The organism is Streptomyces sp. NPDC059743, assembly GCF_042732975.1.
GTDB lineage: Bacteria > Actinomycetota > Actinomycetes > Streptomycetales > Streptomycetaceae > Streptomyces.
In genome coordinates this window covers 139,325-160,134 of sequence record NZ_JBHWGS010000002.1, presented here as the reverse complement: position 1 = coordinate 160,134, position 20,810 = coordinate 139,325, and the positions used below count along the sequence as shown (strand labels likewise).

23 protein-coding genes and 1 pseudogene are annotated in these 20,810 nt (G+C 68.4%); 15 read left to right on the top strand and 9 right to left on the bottom strand.

Annotated features, from left to right (window positions below; translation table 11 throughout):
- Window positions 1–9: 9 nt before the first annotated feature.
- The 4 genes from ACFV6H_RS03850 to ACFV6H_RS03835 all read right to left on the bottom strand — a co-directional run bounded on the left by ACFV6H_RS03850 (window position 10) and on the right by ACFV6H_RS03835 (window position 4,559).
- Entirely contained in the window at window positions 10–1,752 is a 1,743-nt protein-coding gene (locus tag ACFV6H_RS03850; RefSeq protein WP_385538287.1) for an AMP-binding protein, read from the bottom strand.
- 186 nt (window positions 1,753–1,938) lie between these two features.
- Window positions 1,939–2,322: a hypothetical protein gene (locus ACFV6H_RS03845; protein ID WP_385538284.1), complete on the bottom strand. Its 384-nt coding sequence runs from the start codon at window positions 2,320–2,322 to the stop codon at window positions 1,939–1,941.
- 100 nt (window positions 2,323–2,422) lie between these two features.
- The gene (locus ACFV6H_RS03840) at window positions 2,423–3,529 is read right to left on the bottom strand and encodes a hypothetical protein (protein ID WP_385538281.1); all 1,107 of its coding nucleotides are present in this window, start codon (window positions 3,527–3,529) and stop codon (window positions 2,423–2,425) included.
- Between the two features lie 568 nt (window positions 3,530–4,097).
- Window positions 4,098–4,559, bottom strand: a complete 462-nt coding sequence (locus tag ACFV6H_RS03835; protein WP_385538279.1) for an ATP-binding protein — start codon at window positions 4,557–4,559, stop codon at window positions 4,098–4,100.
- A gap of 194 nt (window positions 4,560–4,753) precedes the next feature.
- Here ACFV6H_RS03835 and ACFV6H_RS03830 point away from each other — a divergent pair, with 194 nt between their 5' ends.
- From ACFV6H_RS03830 to ACFV6H_RS03810, 5 genes are all read left to right on the top strand, one after another.
- Window positions 4,754–5,590 (top strand): Scr1 family TA system antitoxin-like transcriptional regulator, encoded by an 837-nt coding sequence (locus tag ACFV6H_RS03830; RefSeq protein WP_385538940.1) that lies wholly within the window; start codon window positions 4,754–4,756, stop codon window positions 5,588–5,590.
- Complete coding sequence (locus ACFV6H_RS03825) at window positions 5,587–5,805, top strand: DUF397 domain-containing protein (RefSeq protein WP_385538276.1); 219 nt, start codon at window positions 5,587–5,589, stop codon at window positions 5,803–5,805. Before ACFV6H_RS03830 ends, ACFV6H_RS03825 begins: the two co-directional genes overlap by 4 nt.
- A 127-nt stretch (window positions 5,806–5,932) precedes the next feature.
- Window positions 5,933–6,436 carry a GNAT family N-acetyltransferase gene (locus ACFV6H_RS03820; protein WP_385538273.1) on the top strand — a complete coding sequence of 168 codons (504 nt, stop codon included), beginning with the start codon at window positions 5,933–5,935 and terminating at the stop codon, window positions 6,434–6,436.
- 48 nt (window positions 6,437–6,484) lie between these two features.
- Window positions 6,485–6,703, top strand: a complete 219-nt coding sequence (locus ACFV6H_RS03815) for a DUF397 domain-containing protein (RefSeq protein WP_385538270.1) — start codon at window positions 6,485–6,487, stop codon at window positions 6,701–6,703.
- A 296-nt stretch (window positions 6,704–6,999) separates the two neighbouring features.
- Window positions 7,000–7,515 carry a 4-oxalocrotonate tautomerase family protein gene (locus tag ACFV6H_RS03810; RefSeq protein ID WP_384976913.1) on the top strand — a complete coding sequence of 172 codons (516 nt, stop codon included), beginning with the start codon at window positions 7,000–7,002 and terminating at the stop codon, window positions 7,513–7,515.
- A 64-nt stretch (window positions 7,516–7,579) separates the two neighbouring features.
- Here ACFV6H_RS03810 and ACFV6H_RS03805 read toward each other — a convergent pair whose 3' ends face one another.
- A complete protein-coding gene (locus tag ACFV6H_RS03805) occupies window positions 7,580–8,434 on the bottom strand; it encodes a helix-turn-helix domain-containing protein (RefSeq protein WP_385538265.1) in 855 nt (284 codons plus the stop codon).
- 239 nt (window positions 8,435–8,673) lie between these two features.
- Window positions 8,674–9,372 (bottom strand): MBL fold metallo-hydrolase, encoded by a 699-nt coding sequence (locus ACFV6H_RS03800; RefSeq protein ID WP_384976902.1) that lies wholly within the window; start codon window positions 9,370–9,372, stop codon window positions 8,674–8,676.
- A 160-nt stretch (window positions 9,373–9,532) separates the two neighbouring features.
- Between ACFV6H_RS03800 and ACFV6H_RS03795 the strand changes: the two genes are divergently transcribed.
- The 5 genes and pseudogenes from ACFV6H_RS03795 to ACFV6H_RS03775 all read left to right on the top strand — a co-directional run bounded on the left by ACFV6H_RS03795 (window position 9,533) and on the right by ACFV6H_RS03775 (window position 13,572).
- Window positions 9,533–10,216 (top strand): TetR/AcrR family transcriptional regulator, encoded by a 684-nt coding sequence (locus ACFV6H_RS03795; RefSeq protein WP_385538262.1) that lies wholly within the window; start codon window positions 9,533–9,535, stop codon window positions 10,214–10,216.
- 242 nt (window positions 10,217–10,458) lie between these two features.
- Window positions 10,459–11,966 (top strand): annotated as a pseudogene (locus tag ACFV6H_RS03790) (NF041680 family putative transposase).
- 7 nt (window positions 11,967–11,973) lie between these two features.
- Window positions 11,974–12,444, top strand: coding sequence for a hypothetical protein (locus tag ACFV6H_RS03785; RefSeq protein WP_385538259.1), 471 nt, complete (start codon window positions 11,974–11,976; stop codon window positions 12,442–12,444).
- A gap of 207 nt (window positions 12,445–12,651) precedes the next feature.
- Window positions 12,652–13,263, top strand: coding sequence for an IS5 family transposase (locus ACFV6H_RS03780; protein WP_385538254.1), 612 nt, complete (start codon window positions 12,652–12,654; stop codon window positions 13,261–13,263).
- A gap of 105 nt (window positions 13,264–13,368) precedes the next feature.
- On the top strand, window positions 13,369–13,572 hold the full coding sequence (locus ACFV6H_RS03775; RefSeq protein ID WP_385538251.1) for a hypothetical protein: 204 nt from the start codon (window positions 13,369–13,371) through the stop codon (window positions 13,570–13,572).
- Here the strand turns inward: ACFV6H_RS03775 and ACFV6H_RS03770 are convergent.
- The 3 genes from ACFV6H_RS03770 to ACFV6H_RS03760 all read right to left on the bottom strand — a co-directional run bounded on the left by ACFV6H_RS03770 (window position 13,529) and on the right by ACFV6H_RS03760 (window position 16,842).
- On the bottom strand, window positions 13,529–14,065 hold the full coding sequence (locus ACFV6H_RS03770; RefSeq protein ID WP_385538248.1) for a hypothetical protein: 537 nt from the start codon (window positions 14,063–14,065) through the stop codon (window positions 13,529–13,531). The genes ACFV6H_RS03775 and ACFV6H_RS03770 overlap by 44 nt on opposite strands.
- A gap of 806 nt (window positions 14,066–14,871) precedes the next feature.
- Window positions 14,872–15,231 carry an ASCH domain-containing protein gene (locus tag ACFV6H_RS03765; RefSeq protein WP_384982446.1) on the bottom strand — a complete coding sequence of 120 codons (360 nt, stop codon included), beginning with the start codon at window positions 15,229–15,231 and terminating at the stop codon, window positions 14,872–14,874.
- 12 nt (window positions 15,232–15,243) lie between these two features.
- Complete coding sequence (locus ACFV6H_RS03760; RefSeq protein WP_385538244.1) at window positions 15,244–16,842, bottom strand: tetratricopeptide repeat protein; 1,599 nt, start codon at window positions 16,840–16,842, stop codon at window positions 15,244–15,246.
- Between the two features lie 339 nt (window positions 16,843–17,181).
- On the opposite strand from ACFV6H_RS03760, the gene ACFV6H_RS03755 reads away from it, so the two are divergent.
- The 5 genes from ACFV6H_RS03755 to ACFV6H_RS03735 are packed head-to-tail and all read left to right on the top strand — an operon-like array spanning window position 17,182 to window position 20,750.
- Entirely contained in the window at window positions 17,182–18,021 is an 840-nt protein-coding gene (locus ACFV6H_RS03755) for an aspartyl/asparaginyl beta-hydroxylase domain-containing protein (RefSeq protein WP_384982452.1), read from the top strand.
- A gap of 47 nt (window positions 18,022–18,068) precedes the next feature.
- Complete coding sequence (locus tag ACFV6H_RS03750; RefSeq protein ID WP_385538241.1) at window positions 18,069–18,965, top strand: hypothetical protein; 897 nt, start codon at window positions 18,069–18,071, stop codon at window positions 18,963–18,965.
- Window positions 18,962–19,537, top strand: a complete 576-nt coding sequence (locus tag ACFV6H_RS03745; protein WP_385538237.1) for an LOG family protein — start codon at window positions 18,962–18,964, stop codon at window positions 19,535–19,537. The genes ACFV6H_RS03750 and ACFV6H_RS03745 overlap by 4 nt, the downstream gene beginning before the upstream one ends.
- Window positions 19,534–20,076 (top strand): phosphoribosyltransferase family protein, encoded by a 543-nt coding sequence (locus ACFV6H_RS03740; RefSeq protein WP_385538235.1) that lies wholly within the window; start codon window positions 19,534–19,536, stop codon window positions 20,074–20,076. The genes ACFV6H_RS03745 and ACFV6H_RS03740 overlap by 4 nt, the downstream gene beginning before the upstream one ends.
- The gene (locus ACFV6H_RS03735) at window positions 20,073–20,750 is read left to right on the top strand and encodes an HAD family hydrolase (protein WP_385538232.1); all 678 of its coding nucleotides are present in this window, start codon (window positions 20,073–20,075) and stop codon (window positions 20,748–20,750) included. The genes ACFV6H_RS03740 and ACFV6H_RS03735 overlap by 4 nt, the downstream gene beginning before the upstream one ends.
- Window positions 20,751–20,810: the final 60 nt, after the last annotated feature.

Here is a 20,810-nt window from a genome sequence, read left to right as displayed (position 1 = left end):
CCCGGTCCGTCACGTGTTCTCCCTTTCACGGGGACGCGCCTCGCGCTCCCGTACCGCATGGTCTTCGCGGTCTTCGTGTTCATGGTGTTCGCGGTCTTCGCGGTCTTCGCGGTCCCTCAGTTCACGCCTGAGGATCTTGCCGGAGGCGGCCCGTGGGACGTTTCCGATGAACTCCACCCGGCGGACCTTCTTGTACGGAGCGACACGCTCGGCGACATACGTCATCACATCGCCCTCGGTGAGCGCTTCGGCACCGGGCTGGCGAACAATGTATGCCTTCGGCACCTCGTTGCCGTCCGTGTCGTGGACACCTATGACGGCCGCGTCCGCGATCGCCTCGTGCGTGAGCAGCAGGGCTTCGAGATCGGCCGGGGCGACCTGGAAGCCCTTGTACTTGATGAGCTCCTTCACCCGGTCCACGACGAAGAGCCAGCCGTCGTCGTCGGTCCTGCCGACATCGCCGGTGTGCACCCAGCCGTCGGCGTCGATCATCTCGGCGGTGGCCTCGGGCCGGCCGAGATAGCCCTTCATCACCTGCGGGCCCCGGATGAGGATCTCGCCCTCGGCACCCGGACCGGTGTCCTTGTCCGGATCGTCCAGGGAGACGATGCGCATCTCGGTGCCGGGCAGGAGCTTGCCGACGGCGCCGGGCGGCGGGCTCGCGGCGGTGAGCGGTACGACATGGGTGCCGGGCGACAGTTCCGTCATGCCGTACGCCTGCCGTACGGGCGGCAGGTTCAGCCGGGCCGAACAGGCGGCGGCGAGCCGGGCGTCCAGCGGCGCGGCGGCGCTCAGTACGTACTCCAGCGAGGAGAGGTCGTACTGGGCGACGGCCGGGTGCTTTGCCAGCGCGAGCACGATGGGCGGAGCCACGTAGAGCCCGTTGATGCGGTGTTTCTCGATGGCGCCGAGGAACTGGTCGAGGTCGAAGCGCGGCAGTACGACGACGGTCGCGCCGTGGCGCAGCGGCGCGTTCATCAGGGCGGTGAGCCCGTAGATATGGAAGAACGGCAGGACGGCGAGGATACGGTCGCCGCGCCGCATCGGCATGACCGGTTCGAGTTGCGCGAGATTGGTGGCGATCGAGCGGTGCGTGAGCATGACGCCCTTGGGGACGCCGGTGGTGCCCGAGGAGTACGGCAGGGCCGCGATGTCCTCGCCCGGGTCGATCGTGACGGCGGGTTCGGGCGCGGTCGAGCGCGCCATGTCGAGGACGGAGCGGTGGCCCTCGGCCCGGTCGCAGACGAAGATCTCCTCTATCCCGCCGACGAGTTCGGCGGAGCGCCGTGCCACGTCGAGCAGCGGCGAGACGGTGACGATCCAGCGGGCGGCGGAGTCGCGGAGCTGGGTGGCGAGTTCCTCGGCCGTGGCGAGCGGATGCGCGGTGGTGACGGAGGCGCCGGCGCGGGTGGCCGCGTAGAAGACGGCCGGATAGGCGACGGTGTTGGGGCTGTGCAGGGCCAGCACATCGCCTTTGCGCACACCGGCGTCGGCGAGGGCGGCGGCGATACGGCGGTGGAAGACATCGAGCTGGGCATAGGTCAGGCTCGTAACGGCCGCCCCTGTCGTACCGGCTCCGCCGGCCGCACCGGCCGTACCCCCGGCGCCGCCCGTCCCGCTCCTCCCGCCCCTCCCGCCTGTCCCGTCGACGATCGCGACGGTGTCACCGAACTCGGCGGCGCGGCCGAGCACGGCCTCGTGGATGGGCAGTTCGACGGCCGGGACATCTTCGTACTCGCTGCGGAACACCATGGGTCGACCCCTTCGACGCGGCGTTGGGACAGCAAGAATCGCGTGCGCCGACGGGTTTTGGGGAGACCCGGACCAACACAACTCCCGGGCCCCGCAACGGATCACGCGCGCGTCAGGGACAGATGCGACCTCTCGGCTGTCTCTCGGCCGTCGCCTCCGATCGTCTCCGATCCGGAAGCCCGCTGGTCACAGGGCCGTCTCGCGGAAGAGGACCAGGAGGCTCTGGGCCGACGGGGCATCCGCGTCGAAGAACTGCGTGGCCGGCGCGGGTGGCACAGCCGTTCCATGCATCCGGACCTGGTGGCACCTGAAGCAGAATGCCGCCTCGAACAACGGCAGGTCGAGGGATTCCTCGTATGCCCGGATGCTCCAGCCCGGCGAGAAGCCGCAGCGGTGCTGTTCGCTGCCGGGCAGGCTCTCGATCAAGGCCAAGGCGTCAGCGGCCTCTTTCCCGACCCAGTGGGCGAGCACCTCGCCGGGGTACGGGGTGCCCGGCTCGGCCGGGAGGAAGGAGATCCTTACGACTTCGATCAGCGCGGTGGCCGCGACGGCTTGTGCGGGAAGCTCCATGGACACAGTCTGCCTGCCAGGACCGCGCGGCTGTCGCACTGGTCATCGTCGACCGCGCGGCCCCAATTGCCCTTTCCGAGAAGGACGTTGAACAACAAGCTCAGGATCGGGTGGCGGTCCCGCATCCCGCGCCGTCGGCGTCCCGCATACGCGATTCCATCGACTTGCTCCGGTCGTACGGGTCGACCTCGGGGCCGTCTCCCTGGGACTCCGCGAGTTCTGAGTCAAACTTGGGAGTGAGGTAGCCGGTGAAGGTGTCGCAGCCGCCGTTGGCGGTGTCCACCTTGTAGGAGACGAGGGAGAACGTGCCCGGCTCGATGATGATCTTATCCGGGTCGTCCCAGCTCACAACGATCTCGCGGCGCACGACCGTACGGGCGACTTCGTCGCTCCCCTTCGCGGCACGTGTGAACGGATAGACGTAGGTGACATCGGTGGTCACCTCGACCGCGCCGCGCTCGCCTTCCCGGTAGGTGAGGCGTCCGCGTGTCTTGATCACATCGCCGACCAGCCGGATCTTCGTGTCCTCGAACCGGCTGAACAACAGCAGGGGGTCGTTCTCCTCGCCGGGGGCGCGGAAGGCGTCCGACAGGTAGTCCTGTACGTCCTGCTGATGGGGATTGATCAGCGAGATCGCCTTCGTCGGCCGGTCGCCGCGCAGCACACCGGAGTTCAGGCTGGACGCGGCGAGAAAGTCGCGGGTCCGTTCCAGCGCCTGGGCGACCTGCTTCTTGTCCATCCAGCCGGTGGCCCGTGCTTCGGGCAGGCTGATCCCGGCCGTACCGTCGGCCCACCGCGCCGCGGGCGAGCCTCTGAACGGCTCCTCCATGGTCGGTCCCTGGCCTGCCGGGCCGGTCGGCGGCGCTTGGTCCGGACGCCGCGACTCCGCGGCGAGCGGCGCGCCTGCGCCGTCCGCGCTTCCGTCTCCGCCCCCGAACCATCCGGTGACCCGTCCGGGATCCAGCGCCACGACCAGCAGGGCGGCCAGGGCCAGCAGGCCGACCACGTACCAGCCCTTGCCCACCCGACGCCGGGGCGGTTGGTGACTCCGCCATGGCTCCGGTCGGCCGCCCTCCTCCTGGAGCCGCTGTGTCACCATCCGGGCGCGTGCGGACGGCTCCTTGGGCGCGGCCTTGTCCCCGGCCTCGGCCTCACGCAGGAAGCGCTCCCACTCCTCGTCCGGTATGGACTCCCCACCCTTGCCCATGCTGGCCCCCCCTCTTCCCCAACCGGCCCCGTCCGGGGTCGAGCTTGTCTCGTACGCCATCGCAGTACCGCTCGGCCTGATCCGGTGATCGTCACCGCTCGGGCCGTCGGCCCAGTGATCCTAAGACGTCGTTCCAGTTGGTGAGTCTGCGGAGTCTGCGCCAGCAGATGAGCGCTGCGGCTATGCCGACGAAGGCGAGGAAGTGTTCGGCTCTGCGTTCATAGCCGTCGGTGCAGGCGTCGGCATCCGGACAGCCAGGAGACCGTTCACAAACTGCCGGTGGACGCGAGTGCGACAACCCAGAGACTCAGGGCAGCAACGCCGAGCACGAAGGACACCCAAGGGAATTCACGGATCGGTCTCATAGCCGCTCCTTCCCAGGAATACGCGACGCTGCTCGCGTCCCATCGCGTTGAAGCAGCCTTCATGCACGGATGCATACGATCCGGTACCGGACGGAGCATCCCAGTACGCCTTGCGCTGAGGTTCATCCGGTTTTACGGGCCAGTGGCACGCGTAGCAGCGTGGCGTCCCGTCATGAAAGGCGATGCGTGGGCTCATCGACGGCTCAGCCACGCCCGCGCCCGCCGTCCGGCGCATTACGCTCCGCCGCGCCCCGCAACGACAACGCTGCCCAGATCATCTTCCCCGGCCCGGCCCGGTCGGCCACTCCCCATTCGTCCGCCAACGCGTCGACCAGGAGCAGCCCCCGCCCGTCCGGCGCCTCCGGGTCCGGCGTACGCGGCTGCGGGCGGTCCGACGAACCGTCGTGAACCTCGATCCGCAGAGCACCCGAGCTGCGGAAATAACGCGTCTCGATGATCTGCTCCGGCGTCACCTTCGCATGCAGGCCGGCATTACTGAGCAGCTCCGACACGATCAGGACCGCCGAGTCCTCCAGCTCCGACAGCCCCCAACCGGCCAGCGCCTTACGCAACTCCAGCCGCGCCAGCGCCACGCACCTCGGGTGACTGCTCCACCGCAGCACAACGCTGCACTCCGTTGAGTCCGGCCTGCGATTCCCGTACATGTCACACGCCCTCCATCCGCCCATTTCGCTTTCGGCCAACTCGGCTGTGTCGCTACGGGACTTGAGGGGAGTGCGCTTCCAGGGCAAGGCCGACTCCTCTCCGTAGCGAAACGACTACCGGGGGCACTCAGGGTGGCGTAGAGTTGGGACGTCTTCAACGTTTCAGCAGCGAAGGAAGGGTGGGTGAAACCCCTTTGAATCGCAAGGAGTTACATCCCGACAGCGGACCTCAAGCGGCCTTCGGGGCACGTCTCCGCAGCTCACGGGAGAAGCGCGGTTGGACGCAGGACGAGCTGGCGGGGCGCATGGGATATTCCAGTGTCCATATTTCGGCCGTGGAAACTGGTCGCAAGCCTCCGACTCTGCGATTTGCGCGCAGTGCCGACCGTGCCCTCGGCACCGAAGGCACGGCAGACTCGTTCGAGCGCGAGTGGCGCAAGATCCGGCACGGCAGCCTGCTGGAGGGGTTCCCCGAATACGTCGGACATGAGGCACGGGCGGCGGAGATCCGGCTGTACGAAGTGGGCGTTATTCACGGCCTGCTTCAGACGGTGGAGTACGCACAGGTGTTGGCGGACAACGCCGTACAGCGGGGGGCGATCACACCCGAGCAAGCGACCGAGCAACTATCAGTCCGGGCGGAGCGGCAGCAGGCACTAAAGCGGCAACGCGCACCCATGATGTTTGTGGTGCTGGACGAGAGCTGCATCCGTCGGCCCATCGGTGAGCCCGCTGTCATGGACGCACAGTTGGCGCGACTGGTCGAGTTCGCCGAGCTGCCGAACACCGTCTTTCAGATCGCGGAGTTCACCATGGGCCACCGTCGCCCGATCACGCTGCCTATCACCGTGCTGACGATGCAGGACCGCTCACTCATGTCGTACGCCGAGTCTGCGCAGCGGGGCCATCTCGAACGGGACAGCAAGTCTGTACTGCCCATACTGACGGCCTACCATCAGCTACAGGCCGAAGCACTCTCCCAGTCGGCATCCGTGGCCATGATTGAGCAGTTACGAAAGGGCACACTGTGACGACCGAGTCCCCCCGTTGGTTCACGTCCTCGTACAGCGAAAACGGCGGCCAGTGCATCGAGGTCGCCGCAAACCTCGCCACTTCGCGCGGCGTGGTCCCCGTCCGTGACTCCAAGAACCCGAGCGGCCCAGTTCTGAACATCCCCGCCGACGCGTTCACCTCGTTCGTAGAGGGCGTCAAGGCAGACGAGTTCACCCGTACCCTCGGCGCGTGACCCGCGCGCCCCAGCGCTGAGCCCCGCCACCTCCCCTTCGGAGCGGCGGGGCTCTTCGCTACTGGTTACTGCGGCTGCGGTGCGAGACGGATGGCGAAGACGCCAAGTGGACTGAGGAATCCGCCCAATGGATCTGAAGCGCTACACGCACGCAGACGCACGGGACGTGCGTTCGCTGCTACTGGACATCCACGACGAGGCATACGCCGACGATCCGGACCCGTTCCACTTGCGTGAGCGCTTCTCCTACTTCGTTGACCTCTGGTCCTCACGAGAAGACTGGCAGTGCGTTTCCGGCTGGGAGGAGGGTGGCCCCGTTGGCTATGCGTACGGCTCGATGTTCAAGCCGGGTGGCTGGTGGAAGGGGCACCGGCGTCCCTCCGACCTCAGGGGCCCCGTGTTTGCTTTGTCCGAACTCATGGTGATTCCCAAATGGCGCGGCACTGGACGCGCGCAGCAGATCCACGACGCGCTACTCAGATCGGTGTCGGCCCACATGGTTACGCTCCTGGTAGACACTGAACACCCCAGAGTCCAGGCTTTGTACGAGCGTTGGAACTACAGCAAGGCAGGCGAGGCAAAGCCCTCCGACGACTCCCCGCTGTATGCCGTCATGGTCCGAAAACTGTGAGCAGGCGGCATCTGTGGCCATGATTGAGCAGTTACGAAAGGGCATCCCGTGACGACCGAGTCCCCCCGTTGGTTCACGTCCTCCTACAGCCAGAACGGCGGTCAGTGCATCGAGGTGGCCGCCAACCTCGTCGCCACGCGCGGCGTGGTTCCCGTCCGTGACTCCAAGAACCCGAGCGGTCCGGTTCTGGACCTCCCTGCCGGTGCGTTCGCCTCGTTCGTGGAGGGCGTCAAGGCAGGCGAGTTCACCCGTACCTTCGACGCGTGACCCGCGCGCCCCAGCGCTGAGCCCCGCCACCTCCCCTTCGGAGCGGCGGGGCTCTTCGTCGTACCCGCGGTCACGGGCGGACGGCTATCTCGACCTGGCCCGGCAGGACCTGTAAGTTCGCCCCCTTTCTGGCCCGCACATGCGACGTCGCCCGGCCGGTCGACGCGCCTGCTTGAACCGGCACCGCCTCGCCCGCTCAGGTGATGGATGGCCACGGGCCAGCGTGCCTGTTGAGACCGGCCGCCTTTCCGGCTCAGGGTTGGCCGTCGACCAGCGACTGGGAAGGACCCACACACATGGTTTTCGTTCGCGTGCATGCAATGAAGGGCCATCTGAGTGCCGCGCAGAAGGAGGAACTCGGCGCGAAACTCATTCAGGCCGTGGCTGACGTCGAGGACCTGGTCAACAACCAGACTCACAAGGAGACCTCTTGGGTGCAGTTCTACGAGTTTGAGCCCGAGAACTGGTACGCACCGGCCAATGTCGCCGGTGCGGATCCCAACTCCCGAGTTCAACTCGACGTGATTGCGCCTCAGAAACTTCTCCCCACGCCCGAAGACACCCGTGCCATGCTGATCAAGTCTGCCGAAGCCGTGCGATCGGTGTTCGGTTCTGGTCCGCTGCCGGCACACGGGCCGTGGGTGCACGTCTACACCATCCCGAACGATCAGTGGGGACAGGACGGCCGCGTTCCCGACTGGGAGGGCTTCCGGGCCCTCCTGCGTGCCGGCAGCCCGGAAAAAGCCGATGAGGCACTGGCCCAGATTTACGGGCCCGGGCGTCACACGGCAGCGACGTGGCGCGCCTCATAGCTTGATGAGGCCAGCGACCAGGTGACGCCGTTCGGAGCGGCGGGGCTCTTCGTCATGCCCGGGGTCAGGACAGGGCGTCGATGGCCCTCACGATCAGCGCCCGGGCCTCGGCCCCGTGCACGGCCATGCTCCGCAGTTCCTCGAATGCCCGCACATAGAGCTCGATTTCGCCCGGAGCGGTAACCGTCACCGATGCAGAGAGCAGCTCCACTTGGACCTGGTCGTGATCGAAGATGGTGAACGCCTCCAACGGCCACATGACCTGCTCGCGGGCGGCAGTGGAAGGGATGACGCCCAGCGATACGGACGGCAGCGACATCGCCGCAAGCAGGTTACCCATCTGGCCGACCATGACGTCCGTGTTCCCGAGGCGGTATTGGAGTACGGACTCCTGGATGAGCAGTGCGAAGACGTGGTCTCCTTCGCGCATCACATGTGTGCGTCGCATGCGGGCGTCAACGGCTTCGGTTACGTCGTCAGGGGTGCCCCGGAAGTGCGCAATGGTGCCCAGCATCGCCGTGGCGTAGCCGGGCGTCTGAAGGATGCCTGGCACCACATGGGAGCAGTAGGTGCGGAACAGGCGAGTTCGCTCCCACAGTGGGATGCTCGACTCCTGGAGACGCTTGAGGCCGCTGCGCTGGAGCCGCTTCCACTGTACGTACGCGGAGTCGGCTTGCCGATTCGCGGCCACCAGATCAGGTGCCTGCGCATCCGCCCCGCACGCCGTGCACCAGGCTCGGATATCGGCGTCCGAAGGGGCCGTTCGGGAGTTCTCTATGCGGGACGACTTGGCGACGGACCAACCACAGCGTGCCGCCAGTTCCTTGCCCGTGATCCCGGCGTCCAGACGCAGCTCCCGCAGACGCTCCGCGAGAGCTGCCCGTGCCTGATGCGCGCTGGACGATGGTGAGAGGGGCATGGGTGGGGTGGGCTACCTGATCTCGTATTCGTCGTGCCGGATGGCCCGTTCCGCATACGAACAGGGCCTCCTGAACAGCTCGTTGGTGTCGAATCACCGAGCAGCAGGAGGCCGTGGTGCAGCAGTCTTGCGTGCCGATGGCCGGGCAGTCCAGTGCGGTCACCTGGGAGTGTGACTGTCTGGCTCACCGGTTCGGAAACACCGCCGACAACGGGACGCGGACCGTAGCACCACCTGCCTCACCCGGATGCTGCGAGCCGACTGGGCACCGGAGCGACCTTGTCGAGGCGTCGTCGGGTCTCGTCCGCGTCGAGGGGCCCGCCGTGGCCGGGGAGCAGGCGCTGCGGACGGCGGTCGAGCTCGGTCATGAGTGCCCTGCGCACTCCGGCGGCGTCCTCGGTGAAGAAATGGCGCTTCGGGCTCTGGGGGCGCAGCACGCCACCGCGGACCAGGTCGCCGACGAGCGTGTCGTCGCCGACGCGGACGACGAGCGACCCGGGGGTGTGGCCGCCGAACCGCTCGGCGTGCGCGTCGACGCCATAGGGACTCAGGTCGAACTTGTCCTCCACCAGGATGTCGGCTTCGACCGGCTGGGCCCTCGCGCGGAGCACCAGGGGCCTCAACATCGCACCGGCTGGATGACTGATCGGGAGTACGCCGATGCGTCCGGTACGCAGGAGTTGTTCGTCACCCAGGCCGACCGCGATCGGAACGCCGGCATCCGCGAACGACGCCGCCGTGCCGCTGTGGTCATTGTGGCCGTGGGTCAGGAGGACCAGGGCGATGTCGCGAGGCTGAAGGCCCTGCGCGGACAGCGCGTCGCGCAGGCGGTCGCCGTCCTCCGGTCCGCCCGCGTCCACGAGGATCGCCTGCTCGCCACGCAGGAGGTAGGCGTTGCTGCGGCCCATGGAAAGTGGGGTGACGGTCGTGGTGCTCATGCGGTGCACCGCGACGCTTCGGCGCCGGCACCGACGTTCATGCGGCCGTCGACTGTGCGTATACGAACGGAAACGTCCATGATCATCTTCTCTCGCGTCATCCCTGTAACCTTACGGCCGTAAGTAGAGCATGAGAACTTACGCCTGTAAAGTCTTTGTCATGGCTCCAGCGGCAGCACGGAGACGCAACCCCCGAGGTCAGGGAGCGCAACTCCGCGACGAGATCGTGACCGCAGCCCGCGAGCTGCTGGTCGAGACCGGATCGGACAGCGCGGTGACCTTGCGGGCGATCGCCCGCAAGGTCGGCATCGCGCCACCGTCGATCTACGCGCACTTCGACACACCCGACCAGATCGTGGAGGCCGTGGTCACCGAAACCCGCTCACTCCTGGTGCGTCATCTTGAGACCGCCCGGGCGGGAGCAGAAGGCGCGCGTGAACGACTTCTGGCCGACTGCCACGCCTATCTCGTCTTCGGTGCCGAGCAGCCCGAGCTCTACGCCCTTCTGTTCTCCCGGCCGCGGCCCAGGGGCAGCAGCACCACAGAAGAACAGGTTGACCAGGCGGTACGCCGGCTCGCGCCCATTGTCGGCGAGCCCATCGCGAGTCAGCTCGCTCCCGCCGAAGCATTCTCGATACTTCTGCGCGACGTCGCCGATGCGATGCACGACGGCACGTCCCGTGCAGAGGATGCTCTCGCCACGGCGACCGCTCTCTGGGCGGCCCTGCACGGCCTCATCCTGCTCCGCGCCCACATTCCCCGATTCCCATGGCCGCCACCCGGTCCGCTGGAGGAGGAGATCATCAGCCGGCTCGCATTCCCGCACGGCCCTGCACCCAGATGACCGCTTGCTCGGCGCGACGCTGCCAGATCGTCAGGGCCGGATTCGTTGGGCCGCAGCGGGACGCACAGGTGAGCCGAGGGCAGGACGACGGGCAAGGAACTTTCTCTAAGCTTGTCATTTATCGTCCGGCGTCGAACGTGACTCGAACTTGATCAGTGCTTTCGCAGTTCAGCGGACATGTAGGCCGCCTTCGTCTGATCCTGTGCTCCGTCACAGAGTGGATCAGCGCGAAGGCCGTGGTCGTGAGTTTGGTGCGTCAGGGCGTCCTGCGGGATGCGTTCGCGGAAGTGTCACACTTCCGGGCGGAGCTGTACGCGTGCATGACAGCACGGGGCGACGCGTTGTTCGAGCTGTGCGACGCTTTGTTGTGCACGGAGGGTCCGGTGCGGAGACTGGTTGAGCTCGCTCTTGCGCCTGAACACCGCCGTGGTCACGGTGCTCTGTATGGCGGGCTGAACCGGGGGCGGATCGATGTTGTCCGTCTGCGTCGCGCGCTGGCGGGGGTGCCATTGCCGAGGGCGGCCGATGGCCGGCTGGTGTTGGCTGTGGATGTCTCGCCGTGGCTGCGGCCGGATGCCAACACCTGTGCGGATCGGGCCTTTTGCCACACGTTCGGCCGTGGTGAGGGCAAACACCAGATGGTGCCCGGCTGGCCGTACTCGATGGTGGCCGCACTGGAAACCGGCCGCACGTCCTGGACTGCGGTGCTGGACGCGGTCCGCCCGGCGCCGACGTCGCCGCGGTGACCACGGTGCAGATTCGCGAGGCCGTCGAGCGGCTGGTGGCCGCTGGCCAGTGGCAGGAGGGCGACCCGGAGGTCCTGGTGGTGTTGGACGCCGGATATGACGCCCCGCGCATCGCCCACCTGCTGGACGGTCTGCCTGTCGAGATCCTCGGCCGGCTCCGTTCGGATCGCGTGATGCGTCGGCCGACGCCGCCACAGATCCACGACCCCAAGGGCGGCCGACCGCCCGAGCACGGCGGCGAGTTCGTCTTCGGCGCCCCCGGAACCTGGGGCGTCGAGCAGGCTGTGACGACCACGGACACCCGGCTCTACGGGCAGGCGAGCGCGCAGGCTTGGGACCGACTTCACCCGCGGCTGACCCGCCGGGCGGCCTGGCTCGACCACGAAGGGCCACTGCCCATCATCGAGGGAACCGTCATCCGCCTGGTCGTGGAGAAACTGCCCAGCAGCGAGGTGAACAAGCCGGTCTGGCTGTGGTGGTCGGGCACCGGCGCCACCGCGGCAGACGTCGACCGATGCCGGCAGTCCTTCCTCCGTCGCTTCGACATCGAGCACACATTCCGCCTGTTCAAGCAGACCCTCGGGTGGACCAAGCCCCGGCTTCGCAGCTCGGAAGATGCCGACCGGTGGACCTGGCTGGTGATTGCCGCCTATGCCCAGCTCCGGCTCGCCCGCCCGCTGGCCACCGACCTCCGGCGCCCCTGGGAGAAGCCGGCCGAGCCGAACAAGCTCACCCCTGCCCGCGTCCGGAGAGGGTTCAGAAACCTGTGCACGAAGGCCGGCTCCCCGGCCGGTGCACCGAAACCGACCCAGCCCGGCCCCGGCCGACCGCCCGGCTCCAAGAACCGCCACCTGGCACCCCGTCACGACGTCGGCAGGGTTCTTGCAACCGGCGAGGCATACGCCCGCCCTGCCCACCACCGGCACGCAACCAAGCCGCGGAGGGCAAGCCCAGCTGCAGTCAGCACAAACACGATGGCCACGTCACGGCCAAGTAACCGATGATCAATCCATGAGAGTCGTCGTCCAGCGCGTGCGCACATCGTGGACCAGGGCGTCGCGGGGCGGCGCCGGGGCCGCGATGCGCAACGCGGCTCCCACCACGTTCATACTGCCCACCGGCCTGACATCGGCCCTGCACGATGTCTCCATGCAGGAGTCGGACTTCTTCGTGCCGTACATGAACGTGCGGGATCTGTCGGATCCCGGGCTGGTGTTCAGGGAGTCGGACGGCCTACTGCGAGTGCACAGGCCGGAAATGACGATCTTCAGCATGCCCCGGCGCAACCGACGCCCGCCAGCCGTCCGACTCGCTCCCGGGCAATGGCTGCAGTGGCAGATCAACTACCGGTTCGTAGGCACATGGGGTGGGCCTTGGTCCTATCGGCTCGACACGTTCAATGTCGCCTACTGTCCCGCGTCACCCGAAGTGTTCCTGGGCACCCCGACACACCGTGTTGACGAACGAGCGCATCTCCGCTGAGCCACCGACAGCGGAAACCGTGCGCCGATGATGCCAGCCTGAAGACAACTGGTTAAACGTCTAGCTAAGAAGTTGTTGTCTTTTCCGATTTTGAGAGATGCGCGTCGAACGGGAGTCCCGAGTCGGGTGGTCGCGGGGCGCTGGGCGCATACGAACAGGGCCTCCTGAACAGCTCGTTGGTGTCGAATCACCGAGCAGCAGGAGGCCGTGGTGCAGCAGTCTTGCGTGCCGATGGCCGGGCAGTCCAGTGCGGTCACCTGGGAGTGTGACTGTCTGGCTCACCGGTTCGGAAACGCCGCCGACAACGGGACGCGGCAGCCTCGCCACCGGACGGACATGACGGACGGGGAGTGGGCCGTGGTCCGCCCGCTGCTTCCGGTGCCGGGCTGGATGCGTGGCCGGGGCGGCCGGCCGGAGGGGTACTGCCACCGGGCCATGCTCGATGCAATCCGGTATCTCGTGGACAACGGGATCAAGTGGCGGGCAATGCCTGCCGACTTCCCGCCATGGGACCGCATCTACGCATTCTTCCGCCGCTGGCGCGACAACTCCCTGGTCAAGGAGTTCCACGACCGGTTGCGCGGCCGGGTCCGCAAGGAGCTGGGGCGGGATGCGGAGCCGACGGCCGGTGTGATCGACTCGCAGTCGGTCAAGGCAGACGCCGTCGTCGGAACGGACAGCCGCGGCTTCGACGGCGGCAAACTCGTCAACGGCCGCAAGCGGCACGTGGTGGTCGACACGCTCGGCCTGCTGCTGGGCGTGATGGTCACCGCTGCGGACACCGGCGACCGAACTGCCGCTCGCGTGCTGCTCGGGTAGGTCGCCGACGTGCACCACCGGCTGTAGCTGGTCTGGGCCGGCGGCGGCTGCACCGGCAGCCTCGTCGCCCACTGCCTCACCACGCTCGCGCTGGTCCTGGCGATTGTGAAACGCAACGACGACATGCGCGGCTTCACGGTGCTGCCCAAGCGGTGGATCGTCGGGCGCCTCTTCGCCCACCTGATGCGAAGCCGCCGTCCGGTGCGCGACTTCGAACGCCGCACCGCCAGCGCCGAAGCGATGGTCTACTGGCCGATGACCCTGCTCATGACGCGCCGTCCTGCCCGGCCAGCCCCGGGGCGAGAGTGAACCGGCCCGGCTGCTGCCCGGCCAGCCGGCCCCGCGCGACCAGGCGCTTCGCCTTCGACCGCAGCGCCTCCACCTTCGCCGGCACCGCGTCCAGGCCGGACATCACGGCCAACTCCTGGCAGATCAGCGCCCCTTGACGGAGCCGCTGCCGGTCCGCGAGCGCGGTAAGGATGCGCTGGTAGTCCACCGACAGCACCGCCCAGGCCAGCCCCTCACGCCACACCGGCACCTGCGACTTCGGCTTCGCCGCATCCCGGGGTTCCGGCGATGCGTCCGCATCCCGCAGATCCTCAGCGACCTCCGTGCCGGCGGTGTTGCCGTCGTCCGAAGCCAGCACCGTGCCGACCCGCCTGCGAGCAATCGCCCACTCCTGCCACTCCTGCTCGGCCGCCGCCAGTTCGACCTGGATACGGTCGGCCTCCTCCCGCAGCCCGTCGACCCGACGGCGAGCGGCGAGCTCGTGCTGTTCCAGCAGCCCGACGACTGACGGCATTCATGACCTCCCGGGAAGCGACGACCCGACAGGCCACAACTCCCACGGAATCACCACTGCTATCCCCGACCAGCGGAAACGCACCGATCACGCCCGAAAAGACAACAGCTTCTTAGGGGTAAGGTCGCGTGGGACTCGAACCCACAACCAACGGATTAAAAGACCCTGTTAGGCCGTGGCAGACGGCTCCCTGTGGTGATCGCTGTCCAGGACTGCCTGTTCAAGGCACATCAAACTGACGCGAGGTACGCGCCCGAACACCCCGTGCCACCCCATCCGCTAACGCACCGCTCACGCAAACTGCCGCTCTGACCAGGCCGCTTGGCTCCGCCGACAACGCGGCATCTCTCCCGACCGGACCAGACCGACTGGCTGGCGTGTGATCCGGCAGACGCTCGGTTCAGCCCTCGACTGCGGGGAACACCATTCCACCCGCACCGATCCGTTCTCCCAGTGACGGGGACTTCACCGCATGCCTCTTACACCATGGAGGTATGCGCACGAGCTTCGGTCAAGCAATGGCAAAGCCCCTCTGACGCCGCAGCTCAGGAAGGGTGGTCCCCGCGCAGGCGGGGGTGTTCCGAGGCTCACCAGGGAGGCGAAGGGCCGGGAGGCGTGGTCCCCGCGCAGGCGGGGGTGTTCCAGTCGTGACGCTCCATCTGGGCACGCCCGTGCTGGGTATGAAGGCAGGCGAGCTCGGCCGTACCCTCGACGCGTGATCCGCGCGCCTCTGCGCTGAGCCCCGCCCTTCCTTTCTTTCAGTCGGCGGGGCTCTTCGCTACCCCGTGCAAGAACGTACGGTCCGGTCACTGCGGCTGTGGTGCGAGATGGATGGCGAAGACGCCGAGGGCTTCCTTCTCGGGCGGGTAGATGTCGCGGCAGGCGGTCAGCAGTTGGTCGCGGGTCATGCCTGGTTCGCCGATGGCCGTGTTGTCCTCGGCGTCCAGCATGTCCTCGAAGGACTTGTACTCCTTGACCATGGTGATGCGGGTGAGCAGGGAGTTGTCACCTGAGTTGAACCGCAGGCCGTCCCCGGCAGCCATCTTGCGGATCTTGGCATAGCCGACTCGGATCTCGATGGTCTTGCCGCCGGCCGCGATCAGGTCGAAGTAGGGCCTGCGGATGTTGAGTGAGTGCTCGCCGGACGGCGGCTGCTGAGTGGTCATCACGGATCTCCTTCACGCTCCGGGCGGGGCTGCGGGGAGGGCCGGGTGAGCGGCGTCGTTCGCCGCACTCAGGCGTTCGCGCAGGCCCTCGACGGCTGCCTGGCGAGGATAGCGGCGGGTCAGGAACGAGGTGAGGTCGCCGGCCCGGCCCAGTACGGAGTCGACGACGCGGGCGGAGTCGAGGGCCTGGTGGCCGAGGGTGACGGCGTCGTCGGGGTCGCCGAGCTGGGCATGGGCGAGGGCCAGGTCGATGCGGGCGATGGCCTCCCGGCTGGGTGAGCGGGATGCCTCGGGGGCCGACTGATAGGTCGCCAGCGCGTGTTCCGCGTGCCGACGGGCGGCTTCGGCCTGCCCGAGCCAGATGAAGGAGGTGGCCGGATAGGAGGTGAGCGCGTAGTCCGCGAGTGGCAGTACGTCCATGCCGAACCGGCGGGCTGAACGAGGCGGGAGGCGCCGATGGGCGTCCTCGGCGGCTCTGAAGGCGGCGGTGAACCCTTCGGCGTCGCCGTCGGCGGCGGCAGCGCGGGCGGCCTGGGCATGCAGCCGCACGGTCAGCGGGTGCTCGGCAGGGGCCTCGCTCAGGCCTTTGAGGGCGGCTTCGCGGGCCTTGGCGGGCCGTTGTTCATACAGGTTGATGGAGGCAGCGGCGTCCATCGCCCACGCGCACAGCTGTCCGTGTCCGGCCTGCTGTCCGTGTCCGGCCTGCTGGCCGTGGACGAACGCGTCAGTGGCGAACGCGAGGCCGGTGCGGGCATTGCCGAGGTCGTGAGCGAGCCAGGCCAGCAGTTCGGACATCCACCCGGCGAACGCGAACAGCTCGCGTTCCTGACCGTGGGTGTGTCTGGCCTTCAGAAGGGCGTCGACCTTGCGCCGGTAGTCCAGCACGGAGTCGAAGACCGCTTTGGGAGGCTTGAGCGAGTACGCGTGGTTGAACTCGGTGATCGCGAGATCGAGGTGGTCGAGGGTGCCGGAGCCGAGTGAGGTCGCCTCGGCCTGCCGCGTGAACTCCATGGCCTCGGCGGCTGCCTGCTGAAGGATCTGTGCTGCGGCGGCCGGGGAGGCCACGGCCAGTCCGGCGAGCTTCACCGCATCGCGACGCTTCGTCTCCTCCACCTCCGTGAAGGTCCACGGCCTCGTACCGGCGCCGGCCGCTTCTCCTTCCCGAAGTCTTCCACCGCCCTGCCCCGCGCTCCAAAGCGGACCACCCTCGTCCGCCTCGGCGGGGAGTGAGTAGTCGTGGGCGAACCCGAGACCGACGGGGTTGGTGGTGAACAGGCGGCACAGCAGGTCCTGGTAGTCAGGGCTGGGCAGGACGCCTGATTCCCAGTCCTTCCAGGAGCGTTCGCTCAGCCCGACCTTGCCCAGCTGTTCGGCCTCGACGAGATCGTGGACGGACCTGACGGCCTGGGCGACGGTCCAGCCCATCGCCAGGCGGCGGCACTTGAGGAGCCGGTGGCCGCAGTGTTCTGCGATCGTCGCGGCGATCGGCGCGATGAGCGCCATCGGCACGGGATCGGGTGAGCCGGCCTGGCCGAGGGCGCGTTCACGCAGGGCCCGGCCGCAGGAGACGTCGTGCACCGTTCTTGAACGCTTGGTCGCCTGGATGCTCACGGGTGCCTCCCCCAAAGTCACGAACTCGGCGCCGGATGCGCAGTCCGTGCTGCCGAAGATTGCCTGCCTGTCCCAGGACGGGATCAAACCCCCCGTCCGGGGGCGGGATGGCCGCCCTCCATGGGCGGCGCCGCCGCCCACTGCGGGCGGGCACCTCTCACTACCTGCGAGAACGCCGGCGGATCACTCTGATGACGGCGCCGCGTCCGGCCGATGGACCCTTCGATGTCGGCCGACTCCCCCACGCGAAGCGAGGGCCTCCGGCCGGACGCGTCGCGCCTCCACCCCCGTCCGTACTCTCCCGGGCCTGTCCCGGGGCGAGAGATCGAGAGGGACACCATGGAAGAAGCACAGCCGCTCAATGCCCTGTCCGGGCAGATCGCCCAGCTGGACCGGCTGGACGGGCAGTTGATCGAGCGGATGCGGCACGAGGCCCTGACCGCTCCGGCGCCCTGGAAGGCCGAGTACGGTGAATTTCAGTCCGGCGGCTGGTGGACCACGTCGCTGATGAATGCCTCCGGCGAGGCGGGCGACGTCAGGATCACCGACGGCACCGCCCGCCCTACCGCCCTGCTGGGACACATGCCCGCCACCGCCGGGCTGCTGGCCGACCTCGGGCTGTCCTACATGTGGGTTCGACTCGCCCGCCTGGAGGCGAACGCGTTCCTCTGGGAACACCGCGACTACGACGAGCTCGACCAGGTCGAACGCCACCGCCTGCACATCCCGCTGCACACCAACTCCTCCGCGTTCCTGGTCACCGGCGGCACCAAGGTCCACATGACCGGCGGGCGGATCTGGCGACTCACCCCGACCTACGCGCACGGGGTCTGCAACCTGCTCGGGCCGGACCGGATCCACCTGATCGCGGACGTCTACGCGGACGACGCCTACGACCGCCTCGCCGGGCGGACCCAGCCGCATCCCTCGGCCGCCGAACCGCTGCCGCAGGCGTCGGAGGCGGTGCTGGCCGAGCGGCTCGCCGCCGCCCGGCGCCTGGCCGACCTCGGCTACATCGACGCGGCCGAAGGCTTGCTGCTGCGGCTGTTCTACTCCTTCGCCCTTCCCGAGGGCACCGCCTATGACCTGATCGTCGGCCTGCACACCGCGCTCGGCGACAGCGAGGCGGGCGAGCGCTGGACGGCCGCAAAGTCCAAGCTCCTCGCCCTCGTCTCCTGATGTCGCCCGCCTCTGTTCGCGCTACTCCCAGCCCGGAAGGACTGCACATGCCCGCCGCAGTGTCCCTGGCCCCGGCCGAACTGCACCTGGCCGAGCTCACCGAGGCCAACCGGCCCGCCCAGCTGCCGCTTCTCACTCACGTCGCCGAACTGCTCTCCGCCTCCAGGGCGGTCACCCACCTGCTGGTCCGCGGCTCGCTCGCCTCCGGCACCGCCGACCGCCTCTCGGACGTGGACTTCGTCGTCGGCGTCCACGACCGCGACCTGCCCGCATTCGTCGCGGCCCAGGACGACCTGATGACGGTTGAGGGCGGGGCTCTGCTGCCGGGCTGGCGCGACACCATCGTCGCGGACCTGGGCGGCATCGGGTTCGTTTTCCTCGTCCAGCACGAGGGCAAGCTCCGGCAGGTCGACCTCTACCTCGCGCCTGCCTCGCAGATGACCATCGTCCGCCGGAAGGTGGCGGGCAAGGTGCTGCTGGATCGGCCTCCGGCCGAGATCACCACGTCGCAGATCGAACATGCCCGGTCCCACGTCGCCGGGCTGCTGGCCCGGCCGAGGTCGTGCACCGAGCTGCTGATCGAGCACCTGGTGCTGGCTGTCCTCCTGCACAAGCGCATTCAGCGCGGTCAGCGGTTCGTCGCCTACGCCGAATGGCACATGCTGCACACCGCGACGAAGGACCTGATCAAGACCGCCCTCGCGCCGGCCTCCCGGTTCTGGGGCTGGTATCAGCTGCGCGAGGAGATCGCGCTCACCCCGATCGGCCGGGCCTGCCTGGCCGACCTGGACGCGGCGATCACCTCCCCGGCCGTCCCCGACGCCGCTGACGTCGAGGCCGCCCTGGACCGGGTGGTTGCGCTGACCGAGCGGGCCTGCCCGTATGCCCTGGACGGCCTGGCGGACGCCATCACCGCCTACCGCACCTACCTGGAGCTGGCGTGAAGCCCCAGTGCCGCACCTTGGCGAGGACGGCGGTGTTCTTCGGCGGTGTCGTCCCGGCCTCACCTGATGAGGAACGGCTCGCCGAGGAGGTCGGCATGGCCCTGGCCGGGGCCGGGTTCACACTGCTTCACGGCGGCTACAACGGGCTGATGGAAGCCTGTGCCCGCGGAGCGGCCTCCAAGGGCGGCATGGTCACTGCGGTCACCCTCGCCGACAAGCACCAGGAGTGGGGCGACTTCAACCGGTACGTCACCGACGAGGTTCACCTGCCTGACCTCGGCGCCCGCCTCAACCACTATCTCGGCCATGCGGACCTGGTGGTCGTGATGGCCGGCGGGGTCGGCACCCTGCACGAGCTGACCGCCGCCATCTACTACGCGGGCAACATCCGCCCTGTCCCGGTCTGGATCACCGGCACCACCGCGCTTGGGCTGCTGACCTTCCTACGACGGGAGAGGTGGCTGTTGGAGACGCCGACCCGGCCGCTGGAATTCCTCAGCCCGATCGCGTCGGCGGCGGCGTTCGCAGCCCAGCTCCGCGACCTGACCGACAAGAAGGAGGCCGACGCATGACCGTCACCACCACGACGACCTTGGCGGCCCGGCTCGCCGAAGCGGCCTGCGTCACCGATGCGTTCGCGCTGGCCGACGGCCGGGTGTTGGACTCATACTTCGACGAGTACCGGCTGGCCGCCGACCCGCAGCTGCTGTACGACGTCACCGACGCGATGGCCGCCCTCGTCCCCGAGGGCGCCGAGGTGCTGGCCGGAATCGAGTTGGGCGGGGTCCCGCTGGTCGTCGCCCTGTCGGCGGCAACCGGGTTGTCGGCCGCGTTCCTTCGGCGTCTGCCCAAGCGCTACGGCTCCAGGCGGCAGATCGAGGGCATAAGCGTCGAAGGGCGGCGCGTCGTCCTGGTCGACGACGTGGTCCGCTCGGGCGGGCAGCTTGTGGCTATGACGCGGATACTGCGGGTCGCCGGGGCCTCGGTCACCGACGCACTCTGCGTGCTGGAACGACCGCTCGGCGGGCGGCTGCTGTTGGACGATCACGGCGTTGTCCTGCGGCCGCTACTGGCCGAGGCCGATCTTCCCGCCCCGGAGGTGACGTCGTGAGCGGTGCGGTGCTGTTCGACCTGGACGGGGTGCTGCTGGACAGCCGGGACGCGATGCTGGCCACCCTCGCCGGCATCGCCACCGCATCGCTGAGCCGGCGGGTCACCGTCACCGACCTGCCGCCGGACGCCGCGACGACCCCGAGGGCCGAGGTGCTGACCAGGCTCGGGGTTGCCGAGCCGGACGAGCTCTGCGAGGTGTGGTGGGATCCGGCCCTGGCCACCGCAGCCGGCACCGCCCTGTTCCCCGGGGTGCTGGACGGACTGATGGCGATCAAGGACGCCGGGATCTCGACGGGCCTGGTCACCCTGCAGACCCGGGCCCGGCTGCCCTGGCTGCTGCCTCCGGCCGCCCTTGCGCTGCTGGACGTCACCGTCTGCCGCGAGGACGCGGAGCCCAAACCGGCCCCGGATGGGCTCCTGCTCGCCCTGGCCAAGCTCGGCGCCGCCCCGTTCAAGGCGGTGTTTCTCGGCGACACCCCGGGTGACATCGCCGCCGCCCGCGCGGCCGGGGTCGCCCCGCTCGGAGCGGGCTGGGGCTATGCCGGACCCGCCGCCTTGAAGGCGGCCGGCGCCGCGGCCGTCCTGAACGATGCGGCCCTGATCGGGCCTGGCCTGCTGGACTTCGCATCCTGTCCGCCGTCCGGGCTCACGGCAACCACGCGTACACGCTAAGCGATCTTGACGCCGGACCCGCTACAGTCGGTGGTGCAGCAGTCCAGGACAGCAGTTCTG